This is a genomic window from Paenibacillus sp. MY03 (assembly GCF_002165585.1).
Taxonomy (GTDB): Bacteria; Bacillota; Bacilli; order Paenibacillales; family Paenibacillaceae; genus Pristimantibacillus; species Pristimantibacillus agaridevorans.
Window position 1 is genome coordinate 1 of the sequence record NZ_MXQD01000057.1, and the last position, 16587, is coordinate 16587.

A 16587-nucleotide genomic window follows, 5' to 3' on the forward strand; every position below is an offset into this window, starting at 1 on the left:
TAAAGATTGGTGGGTTTCTCAACAGTCTGAGAATTTCCATCTATTCCGTAAATTAGCTGCTGCGGACGCTGTGAAAAATGGAGAAGGAATGCCGAAATAATAATCTTTCCAACAATTGAACATGGGGGCTGTCCTAAAGTTGTAAATGACTTGACAGCCCCCTGCTTCGTAATTGATCGGTAATGCCCGCTAGATTTCATCGGCTCAACATCCGCCAGTGCAACCTCACCGTTCAGATGAGTTAGACCCATACGCATGTGCCTACCCAACGCCCATGCTCGGTACAACACCAAAAAGCGAATTGCACGAAAACGTACAATCCGCTCGAGATTTTCAAATAAATGAAACTAGCTGTAAACCTTCCCCGCGTAAAACTCCATCAGATCCCGAACCAGCGAGAAAACTTCCCCCACCTTAAGCTCTTGGGAATCCTCGATATCCGACAAAGTTGTCTCCGCGAGCCATCCCTTGGAGACGACCTCGTCGAGTGCGGACTCCGGCGTAACGGACAAATCCGTCGTCAACGCGATGGTGTACGCCAGTTGCTCCAACGTAAGCGGCAGCTTGGCCGGTTCTTCGAGGTCGGCGATGGCCACGTACGGATTGCCCAGGAAGTGATCGGCATGAGCGATCTTGACCGTCTGCATGATATTGGCGAATTGACCCGCCGTTGCGATGCCGTCAAGGTTAAAGGTTTCGTTATGATCGCCGCCGAACGTCAGCGCCATGCTTACGGCGGCCAACAGCCCTTGATAATGTTTGTGTTTGGCATATTCCGGCGTCTCGAATTTGACCGGCGCAAGCTCCATGCCCTGTGCCATTAAACGTTTGCGCAGCTCCGAGATATCCGATTCCGAACGCGAAAGCTCGCGGAACGACAAGCCAAGCTCCGCTGCCAGCTTCGTCGCGGCGCCTGCCGCCTCGCCGGTTGCCATGCCCAGCGGGATGACGCGGGCGCTGCCGTGCGGAATCGTATCGAAGCTCGCTGCGCGACCGACGACAAGAAGGTTGTCCACCGCAAGCGGCACGATAGCGCGGAACGGCACGCCGTATCGTTCCGGCGCCGCGACGATGGCTCCTTGATCCTGCGCGTTAAGCCGCTGGATATCGATTCTGTAAGAGCCGTAGGCGATGGCATCCTTAAAGTCGCGGTTGTCCACGACGTCGACAGCGGTCAGACGATATTCGCCCTCAAAATGACGAGTCTCCCGCACGTACAATTCCGGTGCCACGCCCGCGAACTCGACGTCCTTAAGCTCCTTGTACGTCTTCTTAAGATAATCCACGATCAGAGGGGCTTCTTTGGCTCCAATCTCAAGCGCTTCCTGCACGGATTCCGGATTCAGCGGATCAATGCCGAAAATATGCATCGCGTTGATCAGTATCGTGTCGTCGTTTTGCCTGCCTACGTTCAATGCCCGAATGCCGACCCGCTCCGGATTCGAAGAGACGTATTCCCTCGACTTTATGAACCCCCATGCGCTCATGCTGTCGATGCCCGTGCCGTCGCCGATGTTCGCGAAGGAATCCCACACCTGCTGGGTCACGCCGCTCATCTTAAAAACAAGCGTGACGGCCTGCTGGTCTTGCGGCCTGCCGATATCCTCGCGCCCCACCGAATACGGAACGCCCGCCGCCGCGGCGATATCTCCGTCCTGCGTAGCATCAATGACCGCTCCAGCACGAACGGCATATTCTACGCCGCCTTCAGTTTCCAAGCGAAGCCCCGTAATTATTTGGCCCGAGCCTTTGTTGCCCGTCTCCATGATAGGCTCCAGGAACTTCGTCTTCATGAGGAGATCGATATTCGGCTCCGCCTTCACTAGCTCGTAGAACGCGTTAGCCGCCGTATTGACGTCGAACGAAGTCCCTTCGATCATGTCGTACCATTCCTGAAAGATCCCCTTGTTGAGAAAATTATGTTTGCCGGACAGCTTGGACTGCTCCGGCGAATAGTTCAAATCCAGCGAATTCAACCAGCCCAGCGTCATGAGTCCGCCCAGAATTTCGCGATTCCGCCCATCGACCAGCAATACGCGCTGATCGTTTCGCGCCGCGGAAATGGCAGCCACGATGCCCTCGGGATCCGTGCCCGCCACGATGACATCATAATTGTCTTCGGGCTGAGTGATCGATTCAACTTGCAACAAAGCCTGAGGCTCATGCCGATTCACCGTGTTATTCCGTTCCTTGTACCAGATCCAGCCTGCCGCTGCCGCCGCAATGACGACAATTAATAATATCGCCGTAAGTAGTGCCGTTCTTTTTTTGCGCATCATTGTATAGGTTCCTCCTGCAACTCCCCGCTTGACACGGGACTAATTGTCGATGACAATTGACTTTGGCTTAAATGGAAAATATAAGAACATCACCTGTCGGGGGTATTCATGAATTCCAACATTACAGTTCCGAAGCCGCAATCGCGGATTGCAGAGCTTGATCTGCTGCGAGCATTCGCCATTATTGCCGTCATTGCCATTCACTCCACATCCTTCGCCACCATCGAAATGACTGCTTCTTCGCCAGTCGCCTACTTCCTGTACATCGCCGCGAATATCGGAATGAATTTCGCCGTTCCCGTCTTTCTGTTTCTGAGCAGTCTTGTTTTGTTCAAGCGCTATGGCAACATGCCGTTCGCAGGACATACACTTATTTCCTTTTATAGGAAACGGTCGACCCAAATCATTATACCATATACTGTATGCTCTACAATCTACTATATCGCCGTTGAGGTTACGAGAAGCGAGGGGGATCGCGCAGCCTCCCTACTGCCCGATTTTCTCGAAAAGCTGGCAACGGGGACCGCTTACGCTCATCTTTATTATATTTTTATCATCATTCAGTTCTATGCGCTGTTCCCGTTCGTATTGCGACTGCTCCAGGCATTCCCTCGTCTTGTTTCTTGGGGAATTCCGTTCGGGATTGCCGTACAAGCTGCCTTCTATATCGCTGGCCAATTCGTGGATATTCCGAATGCCGCCAGCTGGTTTCTATCCTACTTCGGTTATTACATGTTGGGCGTATTCGTCGGCATAAAGTATGACGAGATCCGGTCAGCCATTGTTTCGTTACGCGGGGGTCTCGTTCAACGATTCGGGCTAGCTCTGCTTTGGGGAGGCTGGCTTGCTTCCGGGCTTGCCTACATCGTCTTGTGGTACAAATTTAGAATAAATACGATTACGCCCCCAACGTGGGCATTCTACTTCGCGGGGAGCATTTACGCCTATTTGTCTGCTCTGACGTTGACTTACGGAGCCTTAATCCTGGAGACCAGATGGACGCATACGCGCGTCGTACGTTTCCTGAAGAAGCTTAGTCCGTATGCCTTCGGCATCTATTTGCTGCATCCGCTGCTGCTGGCCGCATATCGCGAGCTTCGTCCCTTGAACGCCGAGCCTTACCTCTACCACGCCTGGTACGTAGGCGGCTTCCTGCTGGCTTTATTCGGCACTTGGGCAATCGTCGCATTCGCGCAGCGTTTCATCCCGTGGGCATGGATTGTGTTAGGCAACAATGAAGTTAAACAAGCGCGCTGAATAATAACGGCGAGCCGCCGAAGCGACTCGCCGCTCCCATTTTCAAAAGCTAATAGCCAACCTCCACTGACGCGATGACGACATATGCCAGATCATTGACATCATCCTTGTCCGTGAGCAAAATACCGCTGCTTGTCAGCATGCCTCCGTCCACAACTTCGAATGTAACTTGTCCGTAAGGCAGCTCTTCTCTGACCCTCTCCAGGTCAAGCTTCTCTCTATCAGCAGGCACCGCCAGCCTAACGTTCACCTTCATATTGGCCAGATCGCCGCCAGGAAGCACGGACCGAATACCCGGCATCGAATTATGATGGATGGCGTTCTGCACGGCGCGCACCGCCGCCTTGGTCACGTTTTGCCCATGCAGGTCGATTCCCATTCCGATTTCTACGAACATCATTTTATCCATTGCCGCCTCTTCCCTTCTCAGCTTCATAAAACACTATCACTATCGTAACTTTGCAGATGGCAGATCGCAACCTTCCTGCATAATTGACGTTTTAATAATTGGTAATATTTATTTATTGTGGCGGGGAGTGGAATCCTTGGAAACAAGCAAAAGAAATGCCCGGGTCTTGGCGGCGGCTGTATTCGTGACGCTCTTGCTCAGTTCGTACGCAGGCGCTAACCGTGAAGCTGGAGCTTTGGCCGTAAACGGCAACACTGAGCAATCAGCCAAAGTTGCCACGCTTGCAGCGATCGCCCACGACAAGAGTCCCATCAAGAAGCTGGATACTGAGAGCGCCGCGATTAACCAAGCGATTGCTTTAAAGCTGATACCGCAGCAAGCAGACCATTATACGGCTAGACTAGCCAACGATATTTGGACAATTCAATACACGATGTTAGATTGGGATCGTGAAGGGACGATCGGTTTAAACGCAGAGTCGGGGCTTCCTGTCAGTTTGGATGAACGTTTGGGCAGAGTGTCCGTCCACGATGACAACGTACCGATAGAGTTCCTGGGCGAGGAAAAGATTACTTACACGGAAGCCGTATCCATTGCGGAGGCATATACTAAAAGCCAGGGCTGGGATCTGGATACGGATTGGACACTGTGGCGTTATCCGTACAGCTATTATTCCTTGAGGTTCGAAACAGGCGTCTACCATCGCGTAGAGTTTGTTCGTTCCTTTGAAGGCATCCGTTATGATAATAACCGGTTCATCATCTACGTGGATCGGGAATCAGGCAAGGTCGTTGCACATACTCTGACTTGGTCAGATACTGAATTTATTACTCCAGATGACATAATTACACTCGAGGAAGCGGCATCAACGTTTTACCGCAAGGTGGAACCTGTACTCGAACCGGGATTTTGGCCAACGGACGATGGCGACTATCCGCCGCAGTATAAAGCGTATTCCAGCTATACTATACATGCCAACGGAGATTGGGCCGTGGACCATAACTCTAGCACCTCTGCGCCGATTAAGGAGATCGTTGCCGCCTACCCCCGGGATATAGCAAAAAAGAGGTTGCTGTCCTTGTTTGATCTGGAGCAGCTTTATTTGGACGACTCGCCTGGTCAGGCCTCGCTTTACTTTCAACTACGTGTCAAACCCGAGGTTCCGATCTCCCCCTGGGGCGATCATCCTTTCATTTATGCACATACAGGCGAATGGCTGGTCCCTGTCCCAGATGGCTCAGCCGGAGATTTACCGCCAGCAAGCGATTGGCTGATTAATCTCACAGCTCCAGCTAGCGCCATCGATTACAATGCTGCCGTCGCATGGAACAGCAAGTTCCTCCCGCTTCGCGATGAACCGGTTATTCGCAACGGTTCCACGCTTTTGCCGTTTCGCGAGCTGCTGGAGAAGCTTGGCGCTTCCGTTCTGTGGGACCCGGCGAAACGCAAAGTAACAGCCCGCAAAGGCGATGTCACAATAGCGCTGACTATTGGATCCGGCTCAGCGCTTGTGAACGGCAAATCGCAGACGTTAGGCGCGCCGGCAACAATCGTGAATGGCCGCACTTATATTCCGGCACGAATGGTCCTGGAAGCATTCGGTGCCCATGTTAGCTGGAACGAACAATCGCGACTAGTGCTGGTGAACACGGGAGAGACGTCAGAAGCTCCTGCCTTGAGCGAGCAGGAGATCGGCCAGCTTCGTTTCACGGCGCAGATTAATTGGGAGGAGAAACATAGTCGCTAGTCTACTTGCCCTTTAACAGCCGGTGTCGGGTATATCGATACCGGTTGTTTAAGGGCTTTCGTTTGTTTTGTAACAGTGTCGCTTCCGCAAACGCCAACTTGCGATCGAGCTACTTATGCATGAGCTAATAGGGGCATGGACGCACGAATCTCAAAAATTGTGCCTATTTTGTAACATTACGTGAAATTATTCACGTACACTTCATTTATACTAAAAAGTGTGACCATCTCTGTAAAATTATCCGCAAGCGCCACCGCTTGCGAATTACTCATTCGTGCTTGAGAGGCAGGTCCTTAAATGAAAACTACGCGGCTTTTTGCCTTTTTGCTTGTAACGATATCTTTCTACCTCATCTACGTTCTGGTGGACAATTACGTCCTGGACCCGAAAGCGGAGCAATTCCTCGCGCTCAAAACAGGAATAGACCGCGTTCTCAACCTCCCCGTATGGCTTAATGTCATGTACGTGCATGTGGCGTTCGCGACGATTGCCACTGCAACGGGAGCGATGAATTTCTCCAAATACCTCCGGAATCGGTTCCGGGGGTTTCACCGGGTCAACGGATACGTGTATGTTGTGTCTGTCATGCTCGTTGTCCTTACTTCCGGTTACATGGCTCCCTACTCAACAGGCGGCAAACCCGTCAGCGTCGCTTATAATATGATGAACATCGTATGGCCGGCCTTCACTGTCATTGCTATTATGCGCATTAAAAAGAAGGACGTAGTCGGCCATCTCCGTTCGATGGTTCGCAGTTATGTCTTTTGTTTCACCAATGTGTTCGTCCACACGATGACATTCCTTGCAGAGCAAGGGCTGCGGCTTCCGTATGAGACAAGCTACACGTTCGGCGTCTTCTCCGCTTTCGCGCTTAACTTGTTAATCGCCGAGCTTATCATCGCGATTTTTTACGCGCCGAGCCGTGTTGCCAACACCTCGACTTATATCAAGGGAGAAATACAGCCTCAAAAGTAGACTAAGGGCGGCGCGCAACCAGGAGGGCATTGTCCTCCTGAGCCCTCACATCTAATGATATAGGGTACGTTGATTGCAACACTAACTGGGCGGTGTGGTTTCCATTCAGTTGTTGCCGGCTGTGAGTGCTGTGGCTTCCATTACGTTGTTGCCGGCTGTGAGTGCTGTGGCTTCCATTACGTTGTTGCCGGCTGTGAGTGTTGTGGCTTCCATTACGCTGTTGCCGGCTGTGAGTGCCGTGGCTTCCATTACGTTGTCGCCGACTGAACCGATCCTCAGCCTTCCTCTACAATTGTGCAAATCTACTCAATTTCACAGACGGAATCCCATCTAAAGCAGTAAATTGTACGAATATACACAAATTTTTGCTTCACATCATCGTTTTAGAGCTCTCCGAGCCTAAATTTATGTATATTTGTACAAATTCACAGAATACAAGCACGCACCTGGTACTATTTGTGTATTTTCGTACAATTCTTATCGCGCACATAGCTGAAGGCAAGTCGAACTCGTACATCCTTCCGTCACTCCTTCCTTTGGCGGCGCAGCGCGTTTCATTCCGGGAAGAATCGGTCAACTATGGAGAATGCTAATGATTTTCTAAAATAGCAGCAAAAAACGTATCCCGCAGGATACGCCTCTTGTCGCACTATTTCACGTTGGCCACGCGGCAAAGCCGCTGCTCACCGGAGAACCGCTCGCCAAAGTCGACGCCGCACTCCCTACATAAACGTTAGCCTAAATCGGAATCCGGTACTCCGAATTCAGCTCGATAATATGCTCGCCTTCGTTATATACCCAGCTGAAGTGGAACGTGTTTCCCTCGTACTTGGTGCGTTGCCGAATGTCGGGAACGATCGTGGTGTTCATGTGGTCGATGATGATCGACTCCATTTCTTTTAGCCGTCGCAGCGTCTCGCTTGCCAGCTCCTCCGCTCTATCATCGGGCAGAGAAAGGCGGAAGTAATGCTCCGCAACCTCGGCAGCCGGCAAGCCTTCTTCCATCTCGTAGCCCGCTCCGCGCAGCACTTCCTTTACCGTCTTGATCCAGTCGGCCGTCAAATCCATCGTAATTTCGTACATTATCGTCATGACTCTCCATCCTCCGGTTCTCTTCTTACGCTACCCTATCATACAGACTTCGGAGATTGCAAGTGCACGCGCTAGACCGTCATGGAGGCTCCTGCACTGACGTACGATACAAGCAACAAGTCCTCGCTCAGATGCTTCCCGTAGTCCGCTCCATCCAGCTCAAGAAGCGAAGCCGATCTTACTCGCCTAATCCTGATATGCCTGCTCAGTGTCCGGCAGCGGCTTCAATCGGACAAAAGAAGAAAGCGCCAGCGAGATAACCAGCAAAACAAACGGCACCACGCTGATGAGGACGCGGAACGTCAACTCCGGATTGTCGCCGGGATTATCGCCGCTCTCGTAGCCTAGCAGCACGCCAACAACGAGGACGGAAAGGACCGAGATCAAGCCGCTGGAGCGCGTAATGAAACCGCTGACCGCCGTATAGATACCTTCCCTGCGCCTTCCCGTCTCTGCATAATCCAGATCGATAATATGGCTGTTCACGACCGGCGGCGTTACCAGGAATCCAGCGAGGCCGAAGCCGACCAACACGCCCGCCGCAATTCCGGTCAGGAGATTGCTTCCGAACCATAACGGAATGACCGACAGCGCGTAAGCGAGCAGCGACAATCGCCACGCCTTGACGCTGTCCATCCGTTTTATGATCCAGAACCAGACGGCAACAAGCGGAATTACAGAAACGAAGATGGAAGCCAGCAGCAAGGCCACTTGATCCGGAGGCACTTCCAGCACGTATTTGGCGTAAAAGGGAATCATGGAGCTCAGCAACCCGTTAACCGTCTGGGCGAACGAATTGGCAATATTGAAAATCCAGAACGGCTTATTGGTCACCGTGGCCGCGAACGACTCCTTGAGCCCCATGCGCGGCGTCTTGCGAGCTTCTTCGTCCTCCTGCGTAAACCGAAGGAACAGGATCATTAATACAGCAAACATGCCGCCGAATATAAGTGCCATGGGGCCGAAGCCGAGGCCGTCGTAAAGAATCGGTCCCGCGACCGAAGCGATGAGAATCGCGACGATCTGATACCCTTGCTGAATGGCCGAAGCCTTCTTGCGCAGCGTATTCCCTCTATATAACTCCGGGAACAAGGAGCCGTAATTGACCCATATAATCGTCGCCACTGCTTCGAACAACACAAGCGCGACCAGGAACCAGACGAACAGAGCCGTCTCGGACAACCCCTCCGGCACCGCGAACACCAGATAGAACATAAGGAAAAAGAGCGGGATGGAAACGTACAGCCAAGGTTTTCTTCGTCCGAATCTCGTATCCGTTCGATCGGATAAGTATCCCGCCAACGGCTGGTTGACGGCGTCCCAGATCATGAACACCGTTCTTGCGAACGTCACCAGACCGATGGCAAGCCCCAGTGTTTCCATATAATAAAACACATAAAAAGCGCTGAAAGCATGGCTCGGAATCATCATTGCCAGCATCCCGAATGCATACATCCATGGCGAATTGATCGCTCTGTTTCTTGCCATCCTTCTTCCGCCCCCCATGATTTGACCAGATTATTTTTCTGTTTCCATCATGATGTCGGTTCTCCCGCACTTAATAAGGCAGCTCGCTCCCGCTCAAATACGCATACAGATTCGCAAGCGACATGGTGTAGCCTTCTTCCGTCTGCGCGGCCGCCGCTTCATCCTCGTAACCTGTCTCGCGAATCGTTACCGTCGATCCGCCCTTCTCCTCCTTCACCAGGAACGAAGTAACCATGTCCGATAACTCGCCATCGAATTCCCAGCGAACGGAGAACTCCGACCGCTCTTCGATTCTCTCGATAACGGCCTTCAACGATACGACCTCGGAGCCGTCATGATAATCGTTCGGCGTATGGTGGAACCACAGCTCGGCACCTGCCTCCAATTGCGGAATATCCCATGGCGAGCCGGGAGAATACCATAACGACAATTCTTCATCCTTCGTGACCGCTCTCCAGGCACGGTCGGGACCGGCTTCCACCCAAACGGAACATTCGACCGTTATGTTCGACATCCGATGCTCTCCTCCTCCACTCATTAATTAAACTTCGAACCAGTCCGGGAAGCGGCGGCGCAGATGCGCCAACTTCACTTCCGCTTGCTTGGAGCCCCCGCCCTCATGGCCGTTGAACGGATAGAGAAAGATCTCCTTCTCGCCGACGATCCGATTGTATGTCGCATAATACATTTGGGGAGGACAAGTCTCGTCCTTAAGCGCTACGGATGCCAGCACGGGACACTGAATGCGTTCCGCCATATTCATCGTATCGAAGTAGCTGAGATTGTCCATCACCTGATCCGTCAGCTCGGGATGATGGCGCAGAAACTCCGTGACAGAGCCGAACGCGCCGTGGTTTCCTTCGATGCGGGCGACGATATTGCTGTTGCTGGGCACATCCACCATGGCCAGCTTCGCGCGGTTGTCCAGCGCGGCGATCGCCATGCCGAGTCCTCCTCCTTGGCTGCCTCCGTCGATAACGATGCGGTCCGCGTCGATCTCTTCCTGCGCGCAGGCGAAGTCGATCGCCTTGAGGCAATCCATGTACACATGGCGGAAATAATATTCGTATTTGTTATGTACGCCCCGGCAGGCCACGTTCAACGAGTAGCCATGCGAATACTGGGCGCTGTTGCCCGTCTTGCCGCCCTGATCCCTGCAATCGACCGCAACCACCGCCATCCCCATCATAACGAAGTGCATGAAGCCCACAGGATTGCCCCGGCTGCCGTTGAAGCCATGATAATGGACGACGCAAGGGTATTTATCCTTGTTCAGGAAGGCCGGCAAGATCAACCATCCATGGATTCGCGTCTCGTCCATGCCGTTGTACGAAATATCGTATACGCGCACCGTGGGAATAGGGTAGTCGATTTCCCTTCTTTCCGGCCGAAGCGGCACCTCTTGCGCCTCCGCAATGGTCTCCTCCCAAAATTCGAAAAAATCCGACCTTCTTGTTAACTCCGGCAAATACTGCTCCAACTCTTTTCGTTTTTGTTCCACGTAACCCACTAACGTCGCTTCCCCCTCATAGAGCCCATTTCTTGTTATGCCATTTACTTCTCTCCTCTCTGCTCCCAATCCTGCTTGCTTAGGAAAACATTACGGCGGCTTGCCTTGATATTTGCCTGTGTTCGTTAGTCTTACCCTCACTACTACTTCGGCAAGCGATTCGTTCGACAACACAAACTTGCTGCCCGTTGTCTCCTTGCGGAAGCGGCTCGGATTGCTCCGGTACAGCTCCTCCACCAAGCCGAAGGGATCCGTTTCTTTCTTTACTCCTTCCCGGAAAGTCGTCTCCACCTCCCGGGCGATGGCTTCCTCCGCCAGTTTCTCCATCTCCTTAATCGATGCATTGTCCATTATCTCCATAACGAACCCTTTCACTTTCACCTGTATCCTGAATTGGCTCCCTTCGCCCTCCGAGATGACCTTAACGCGCGATCTTGGATGCGAGAGCATGAGCACCGCAAGCGGTTTTCCTTCACGGCGTATGAGCAGCGGAGTACGCTCCAGATCCTCTTCGATCCACCTAAGGCCATATAAGTCTTCCACGGGCATCCAGCTGGACATTCGATTGCTGCGAAAAAAATACATCCCCGTCAACCTAATCATCTTTCTAGGCTTTTCATCCTCTGTCCAATCCCCTCCATCAATGCCGATTGAAGGTATGGCTGCCGGTTCGCCGGGCTCATTTAGATGGGCAATGACCTGATTGGCCTTAACGGGCAGTATAAACGCTTCTTTGGAGGCGGACTGCGTGCCGGTAAACATCATCGTATATAACGGAGCCATGTTTATGATCGACTTTTGCATGAGCACATCGCGTATATTCTGCTTCGTACCATAAACGTAGACGGTATAACGAACCTCGCGATAACGGTTAATCGCGCTGTATATATCCTGCACGCCTTTCTTAAGCGCTTCCTCCGAGATGACGAGCACCTGCACATGTCCCCAGAACATGCGAAGCTGCGACGTTTCTCCCACTCTGATAAGCGCCGATGCCACGGTATCTCCTTTCCCCGAGCCAATCCATACGGGCTTGCCGGGACCGAGATCTACCTGATCGGAGTGCGCGACCGTCGAGAAGTTGATCACCTGCGCGTAGGCGATCCATTCTCCGTTCTTGTAATCGATGCCGATTGCTGTCGCATAAGCGTTGCTTTGGATATCGGGCATAGCGGTACATGCGCCGGAGAACAGCAGCATGATCAGGACGGAGGCTGCCAGAGCTAATCTTTTCAATGTCATTAGCTGTCGCCCCCCTGATTATCGCTATCGATCGTTTCCAGCGCCATAGGCCTTTTCTTCATCTTGCTCCAAGGAACGCGCAGGAAGGAAACGACGAGCTGCTTAAAGTTAAGCGGGGACAACGGAGTCAGGTACGGCACGCCGAAAGGCTTCAAACTGGCCATATAGCCCAGCAGCAGCACCATGCCGAGAATAACGCCGAACAAGCCAAGGAGCGCGGACAGCAGGAAGAAGAAAAACCGCATTAAGCTTACCTGCGTGCTCAACGTCTGATTGACGAGCGTAACGCCGGATACGGCGGTAATCGCGCCGACAACGACGACGGACGGAGAGACGAGCCCCGCCCGGATGGCGGCATCTCCGATAATCAAGCCGCCGATGGACGTGAGCGTTTGTCCGATTGCACTCGGAAGGCGGATGCCAGCTTCCCGAAATATTTCCAGAAGCATCAACAAGAGGAACATCTCCATATGCGAAGACAGCGGGATACCGAGCCTTGTTACGGAGATCGTCGCCATAATGCGGTAAGGAATCTGATCGGGATGGAACGACATCAGCCCCACCCAGATCGCAGGCAGGAAGATGGAGAGGAACAGGCTGATTCCCCTAATGATGCGCGCGAACGACACATACGTGTAATTGAAATGGGCGTCCTCCGGCGATTTCAGAATGAGGGAAATCCCCGCAGGAGCAATCAGCACCATGGGCAAACCATCCACAACGATGACAATTCTTCCCGACAGCAGACTGCTCATGACGTAATCGGGGCGACCTGTAAAATCCACCACCGGCAGCAGCTTAAACTTCGAATCCGACAGGTATTCCTCCAATTGGCTGATGCTAAAGATGGCATCCACGTCGATGCGTTTAAGCCGATCTTTCATCTCAGTCAGAATAGTGGGATTTAAAATATCGCGAAAATATAGCAGCGCAATCCGGGTCTTCGAACGAGCACCCAAAAGCATATGCTCTACATGGAATGATGGCGTTCTAAGCCGCTTGCGGATCAGCGCGATGTTGACCGTAATATCCTCCACGAAGCCGTCTCGCGGACCTTTGACCGAAATTTCCGTACTGGATTCGAAAGGCGTTCGCGTGGGCTTGTCCGCAATCGCGATAAACCCGACCTCTCCCGTCGCGACGAATAATAGCAGAAGATCCCCTTGGAAGAGCACCTCCGCCAGCTCATCGGGACTCTGATCCGTTTGGACGAGCGGCAGGACGCCAGACAGCTTTTTGAAGGGATCTCCGTCCATCCCTTCCCGGTACATCCGATCCAGCTCCGGCAGGATATAGTCGCCGATATCGCTCGTACGTGCCAATCCTTCCGCATAGGCTAAGACAACCTCCACTTCCGTTTTGTCTCCGAAGCGGCAGGTTTGAAACAAAACATCGTCGCTTCCACGGAACAGTTCCCTAAAGCTCTCTTCCGTCCAGTTCTTTTCCTTGCTCCCGATGTTGCTTGTCATGTCGCTTCCTCCTTGCTTTTCTTTCTTCTTGGGAATAGGGCTGCCGCCATCCACAGAAACGATAAGGGCAGCAGAACGGCCAATGAGATCGGCATGTAATACCAGGACATCCACTGGTAGAAGTCATATTCATTAATAGGGTATATAGCGATCAACGCATAGCTGGCCATGACGGCGATAACGATGATATTTCTAACGTTCTTGCGCTTGAATCGGAACAGCTCGACAAGCAAGAAGGTCGAGAGACTGATGCGAATGCACGCGCCCGACAGCCATTGAAAAATCGACAGGAAGTCGAGGTGCTCGATATATTTGCCGATCTGGACAAGCCGCCATTGTTCGTAGGGAGAGGTCGTCTGATGCATCGCTTCCGCCGGACCGAATTCCGTAACCGCCGCCATGAGCGGTCCCATAGAGATAATCGTGGAGAACGCCACATACACTAGCAATTGCCAGAGCCGCACCTTCTTCTCAAGACGGTGCTGCAGCAGCATAATGACGATAAACTCCACGAACCCCGCGCCTGTATATACCATGCCGTTCGCAACAGGCCCGAAGCCATGCTCCAGCACAGGTCGCAAGAGCGAGTAATCCTTCATCGGCGCGTTAAACGAGCTGACGAAGATTCCCAGCGCGACGACGATGGGAAGCAGGATGCCGGATACGACCGCAATGACGGGCAGCCCCCAGAGGCAGATGGCCGCGCAGAACAATACGAGGCATCCAATTATGAGCAGCTTCGGCGTAATGGGCAAATAATTCGTAATCGTCCATGTCGAGGTATGGGCGACGGTCAGTCCTCCGACCAAATACAAATGAATCGCGATCGGCACCATAAGCGAGACAGCAGCGGGACGAGTAATTCGGGCGGACAACCAGTCCATCCATGGCTGTTGACCCGACCGGCGCATCATCCAGTAGAGCAGCGCGACCCAGATCATGAACAACGCCCCGCTGACAAGCGCCGTAATCCAGGAATCCCGTCCCGAAACGTCCAGCACCATGGGGTTGACGATGACATGGCTGGCCAAGCCGTTCATAAGCGAAAACATCATAAACAATTGCACAAAGTTGATTTGTCCCGTACTTTTCATGGGTTCGCCTCCGTATCGCAGCCATCCAGATTTTAGCATCGATTAGTATAACCTCTGCCACATTTTTCTATGCCGGTCGCCAAGATGAAACACAGAAAAAGCAGCCCGCCCTCTACTGGAGGACGAGCTGCTTCGTTCACAATGTCTGTTATAGGGATTGAGCTGCCAAGCTTCCGGGCCTCCACCTCTCCGCCCATCGCTCCATCTCGGCAAGAGCCGTCAGGAAGTCCGCGCCTTTCTCGGTCAAAGCGTATTCCACCGTTGCAGGCACTGTCGGAAATACGGTCCGGTTAACGATACCGCTCTGCTCCAGGTGGCGCAGGGCGTTAGTAAGCGACTGTGTGCGGATTACGGCAGCATCGCGATGAAGCTGATTGAAACGTTTAGGCCCCTCCGCCAGTAGGGCGATGACCAGAAAGGTCCACTTGGACCCCAGTATGTCGAGCACCGAGCAGATAGGCGGCGTCCCTATCGGCAGAGGCTGCCGTAATGCTCCCGGTTTCGCCAAGGCCGCGCCGTCGGATTGTTCGTCATCGCGAGCGTTCCTCAAATTATGTTTGCCTTCGCTTATCATTCCCTTGCCTCCTCCACGAATTACAATTCAATCATCACTCATGACAAATTAACTTACTTTTCGTAACTAAGTCAAATCATTTAGATTATATCCATTTCTTTTGCCTTCTTACATTATTATCGTAACCTTACTATACTTCAATAAAGCAGTTCAGAACAACAACCGAAAGGCAGGTCATTCTAATGAATTCTCTTCATCGATTAACCGTCTACGCCCTCGCCTTGGGCGTCTTCCTGACAGCCACATCAGAGCTTGTCGTGTCCGGCATCCTCCGCGTGCTGGCCGAGGACTTCAGTATCTCCATCGCGCTCGCCGGCCAACTGGTCACAGCTTACTCGCTCTCCTTCGCAATCGGCACCCCCGTTCTAGTTTCGCTAACCTCTCGTCTGGAACGCAATAAGGTACTGATCGCCTCTCTCGTCATCTACGCGCTTAGAGCCGGCCTATCCGTCGCGGCAACTTCGTTCGCCCTCCTCCTCGCGGCTAGAGTTATTCTAGGCGTCAGCTCCGGCGTTTTCCTGGTCACTTCGTTCGGTATCGCCGCCAAGCTGGTGCCGGCAGAAAGAGTCGGCAGCGCGATCGGCACGATTATCCTCGGCTTTAGCACCGCCCTCATTCTAGGCGTACCGATCGGCATCGCCATTACAGAATGGCTGGGATGGCAGGCGATCTTCGCGCTGCTCGGCGCAGCCGGGCTCGTCGTAGCCGCCGTAATCGCAAGGCTGCTGCCCTCGATCGCCGGGGACGAAGCCGTTCCGCTAAGCAAGCAGTGGCAAACGTTAGGTAGCGTGATCGTCATTGCCGGACTGATGTTCTCCTTCCTGCGAGAATCCGGCAACTCCATTCTGCTGACTTTCCTTACGCCGTTCATGACCGATGTGCTGGGGCTCGGAGCTTCCCGCATCGCGTCCGTTATGTTGGCGCTAGGCATTGTCGGCGCCATCGGCTCTCGGCTCGGCGGCTTCGGGGTGGACCGCTGGGGCGAGAAACGCGTCATCTTGTTAGGCGCGTTCGTTCATATCGCTGCACTTTCCGTCCTGCCGCTAGCCGCCGGCTCCGTCCCGCTGGGACTTGGGCTGATCGCGATCGTCATACTGGCCATGTTCGTATCCGGTCCCGCCATCCAAACGTACTTCATTCGTCAAGCACCGCATTCCGCGAGCATCGCGATCAGCTTCAACATCTCCTTTATTCACCTGGGCCTTGCGGCAGGCGCCGGACTTGGAGGCGTCATGGCCGAGAGTACGGCAACCACGCTTTACAATCCATGGGGCGCAAGCATCGTCGTCGCTTTAGGTTTGGCTGCAATTCTTGCAGGCTTGGCGCAAGATAGAAGACGGCGGCATGCGGCAGGTGTTGCGGCGAAACAATAAAGCTTGCCCATCTCGTCCCGATAGCGCCGCTGCCTGCAGGGGGACCGTTCCGCACCTTCTAACCAATAGTACCCCTGC

At 53.1% G+C, this 16587-nt stretch carries 14 protein-coding genes; 4 read left to right on the forward strand and 10 right to left on the reverse strand.

The features are described 5' to 3' along the window. Window positions 1–347 precede the first annotated feature (347 nt). Entirely contained in the window at window positions 348–2279 is a 1932-nt protein-coding gene (locus tag B1748_RS31155) for an FAD-dependent oxidoreductase (RefSeq protein ID WP_087571867.1), read from the reverse strand. A 108-nt stretch (window positions 2280–2387) separates the two neighbouring features. On the opposite strand from B1748_RS31155, the gene B1748_RS31160 reads away from it, so the two are divergent. Further along, window positions 2388–3536: an acyltransferase gene (locus B1748_RS31160; RefSeq protein WP_087571868.1), complete on the forward strand. Its 1149-nt coding sequence runs from the start codon at window positions 2388–2390 to the stop codon at window positions 3534–3536. A gap of 49 nt (window positions 3537–3585) precedes the next feature. On the opposite strand, the gene B1748_RS31165 is transcribed toward B1748_RS31160, so the two are convergent. Beyond that, the gene (locus tag B1748_RS31165) at window positions 3586–3945 is read right to left on the reverse strand and encodes a Lin0512 family protein (RefSeq protein ID WP_087571869.1); all 360 of its coding nucleotides are present in this window, start codon (window positions 3943–3945) and stop codon (window positions 3586–3588) included. 136 nt (window positions 3946–4081) lie between these two features. Between B1748_RS31165 and B1748_RS31170 the strand changes: the two genes are divergently transcribed. Both B1748_RS31170 and B1748_RS31175 read left to right on the forward strand, forming a co-directional pair. Next, a complete protein-coding gene (locus B1748_RS31170; protein ID WP_218781679.1) occupies window positions 4082–5692 on the forward strand; it encodes a copper amine oxidase N-terminal domain-containing protein in 1611 nt (536 codons plus the stop codon). Window positions 5693–5989: 297 nt separating this feature from the next. After that, complete coding sequence (locus B1748_RS31175; RefSeq protein ID WP_087571870.1) at window positions 5990–6667, forward strand: DUF2306 domain-containing protein; 678 nt, start codon at window positions 5990–5992, stop codon at window positions 6665–6667. A gap of 738 nt (window positions 6668–7405) precedes the next feature. Here the strand turns inward: B1748_RS31175 and B1748_RS31180 are convergent. The 8 genes from B1748_RS31180 to B1748_RS31215 all read right to left on the reverse strand — a co-directional run bounded on the left by B1748_RS31180 (window position 7406) and on the right by B1748_RS31215 (window position 15136). Further along, window positions 7406–7759 (reverse strand): hypothetical protein, encoded by a 354-nt coding sequence (locus tag B1748_RS31180; RefSeq protein WP_256976054.1) that lies wholly within the window; start codon window positions 7757–7759, stop codon window positions 7406–7408. Window positions 7760–7945: 186 nt separating this feature from the next. Beyond that, window positions 7946–9247, reverse strand: coding sequence for an MFS transporter (locus B1748_RS31185; RefSeq protein WP_087571871.1), 1302 nt, complete (start codon window positions 9245–9247; stop codon window positions 7946–7948). A gap of 70 nt (window positions 9248–9317) precedes the next feature. Next, complete coding sequence (locus B1748_RS31190; protein WP_179215913.1) at window positions 9318–9761, reverse strand: SRPBCC family protein; 444 nt, start codon at window positions 9759–9761, stop codon at window positions 9318–9320. Window positions 9762–9788: 27 nt separating this feature from the next. Beyond that, complete coding sequence (locus B1748_RS31195) at window positions 9789–10757, reverse strand: acetylxylan esterase (RefSeq protein WP_087571873.1); 969 nt, start codon at window positions 10755–10757, stop codon at window positions 9789–9791. A 90-nt stretch (window positions 10758–10847) separates the two neighbouring features. Beyond that, on the reverse strand, window positions 10848–11999 hold the full coding sequence (locus tag B1748_RS31200) for a Ger(x)C family spore germination protein (RefSeq protein WP_087571874.1): 1152 nt from the start codon (window positions 11997–11999) through the stop codon (window positions 10848–10850). After that, window positions 11999–13468, reverse strand: coding sequence for a spore germination protein (locus tag B1748_RS31205; RefSeq protein ID WP_087571875.1), 1470 nt, complete (start codon window positions 13466–13468; stop codon window positions 11999–12001). The genes B1748_RS31200 and B1748_RS31205 overlap by 1 nt, the downstream gene beginning before the upstream one ends. Then, window positions 13465–14562: a GerAB/ArcD/ProY family transporter gene (locus tag B1748_RS31210; RefSeq protein ID WP_087571876.1), complete on the reverse strand. Its 1098-nt coding sequence runs from the start codon at window positions 14560–14562 to the stop codon at window positions 13465–13467. Before B1748_RS31210 ends, B1748_RS31205 begins: the two co-directional genes overlap by 4 nt. Window positions 14563–14710: 148 nt before the next feature. Then, window positions 14711–15136, reverse strand: coding sequence for a winged helix-turn-helix transcriptional regulator (locus B1748_RS31215; protein WP_087571877.1), 426 nt, complete (start codon window positions 15134–15136; stop codon window positions 14711–14713). A 182-nt stretch (window positions 15137–15318) separates the two neighbouring features. Here B1748_RS31215 and B1748_RS31220 point away from each other — a divergent pair, with 182 nt between their 5' ends. Further along, window positions 15319–16509, forward strand: a complete 1191-nt coding sequence (locus B1748_RS31220; RefSeq protein WP_087571878.1) for an MFS transporter — start codon at window positions 15319–15321, stop codon at window positions 16507–16509. Window positions 16510–16587 lie beyond the last annotated feature (78 nt).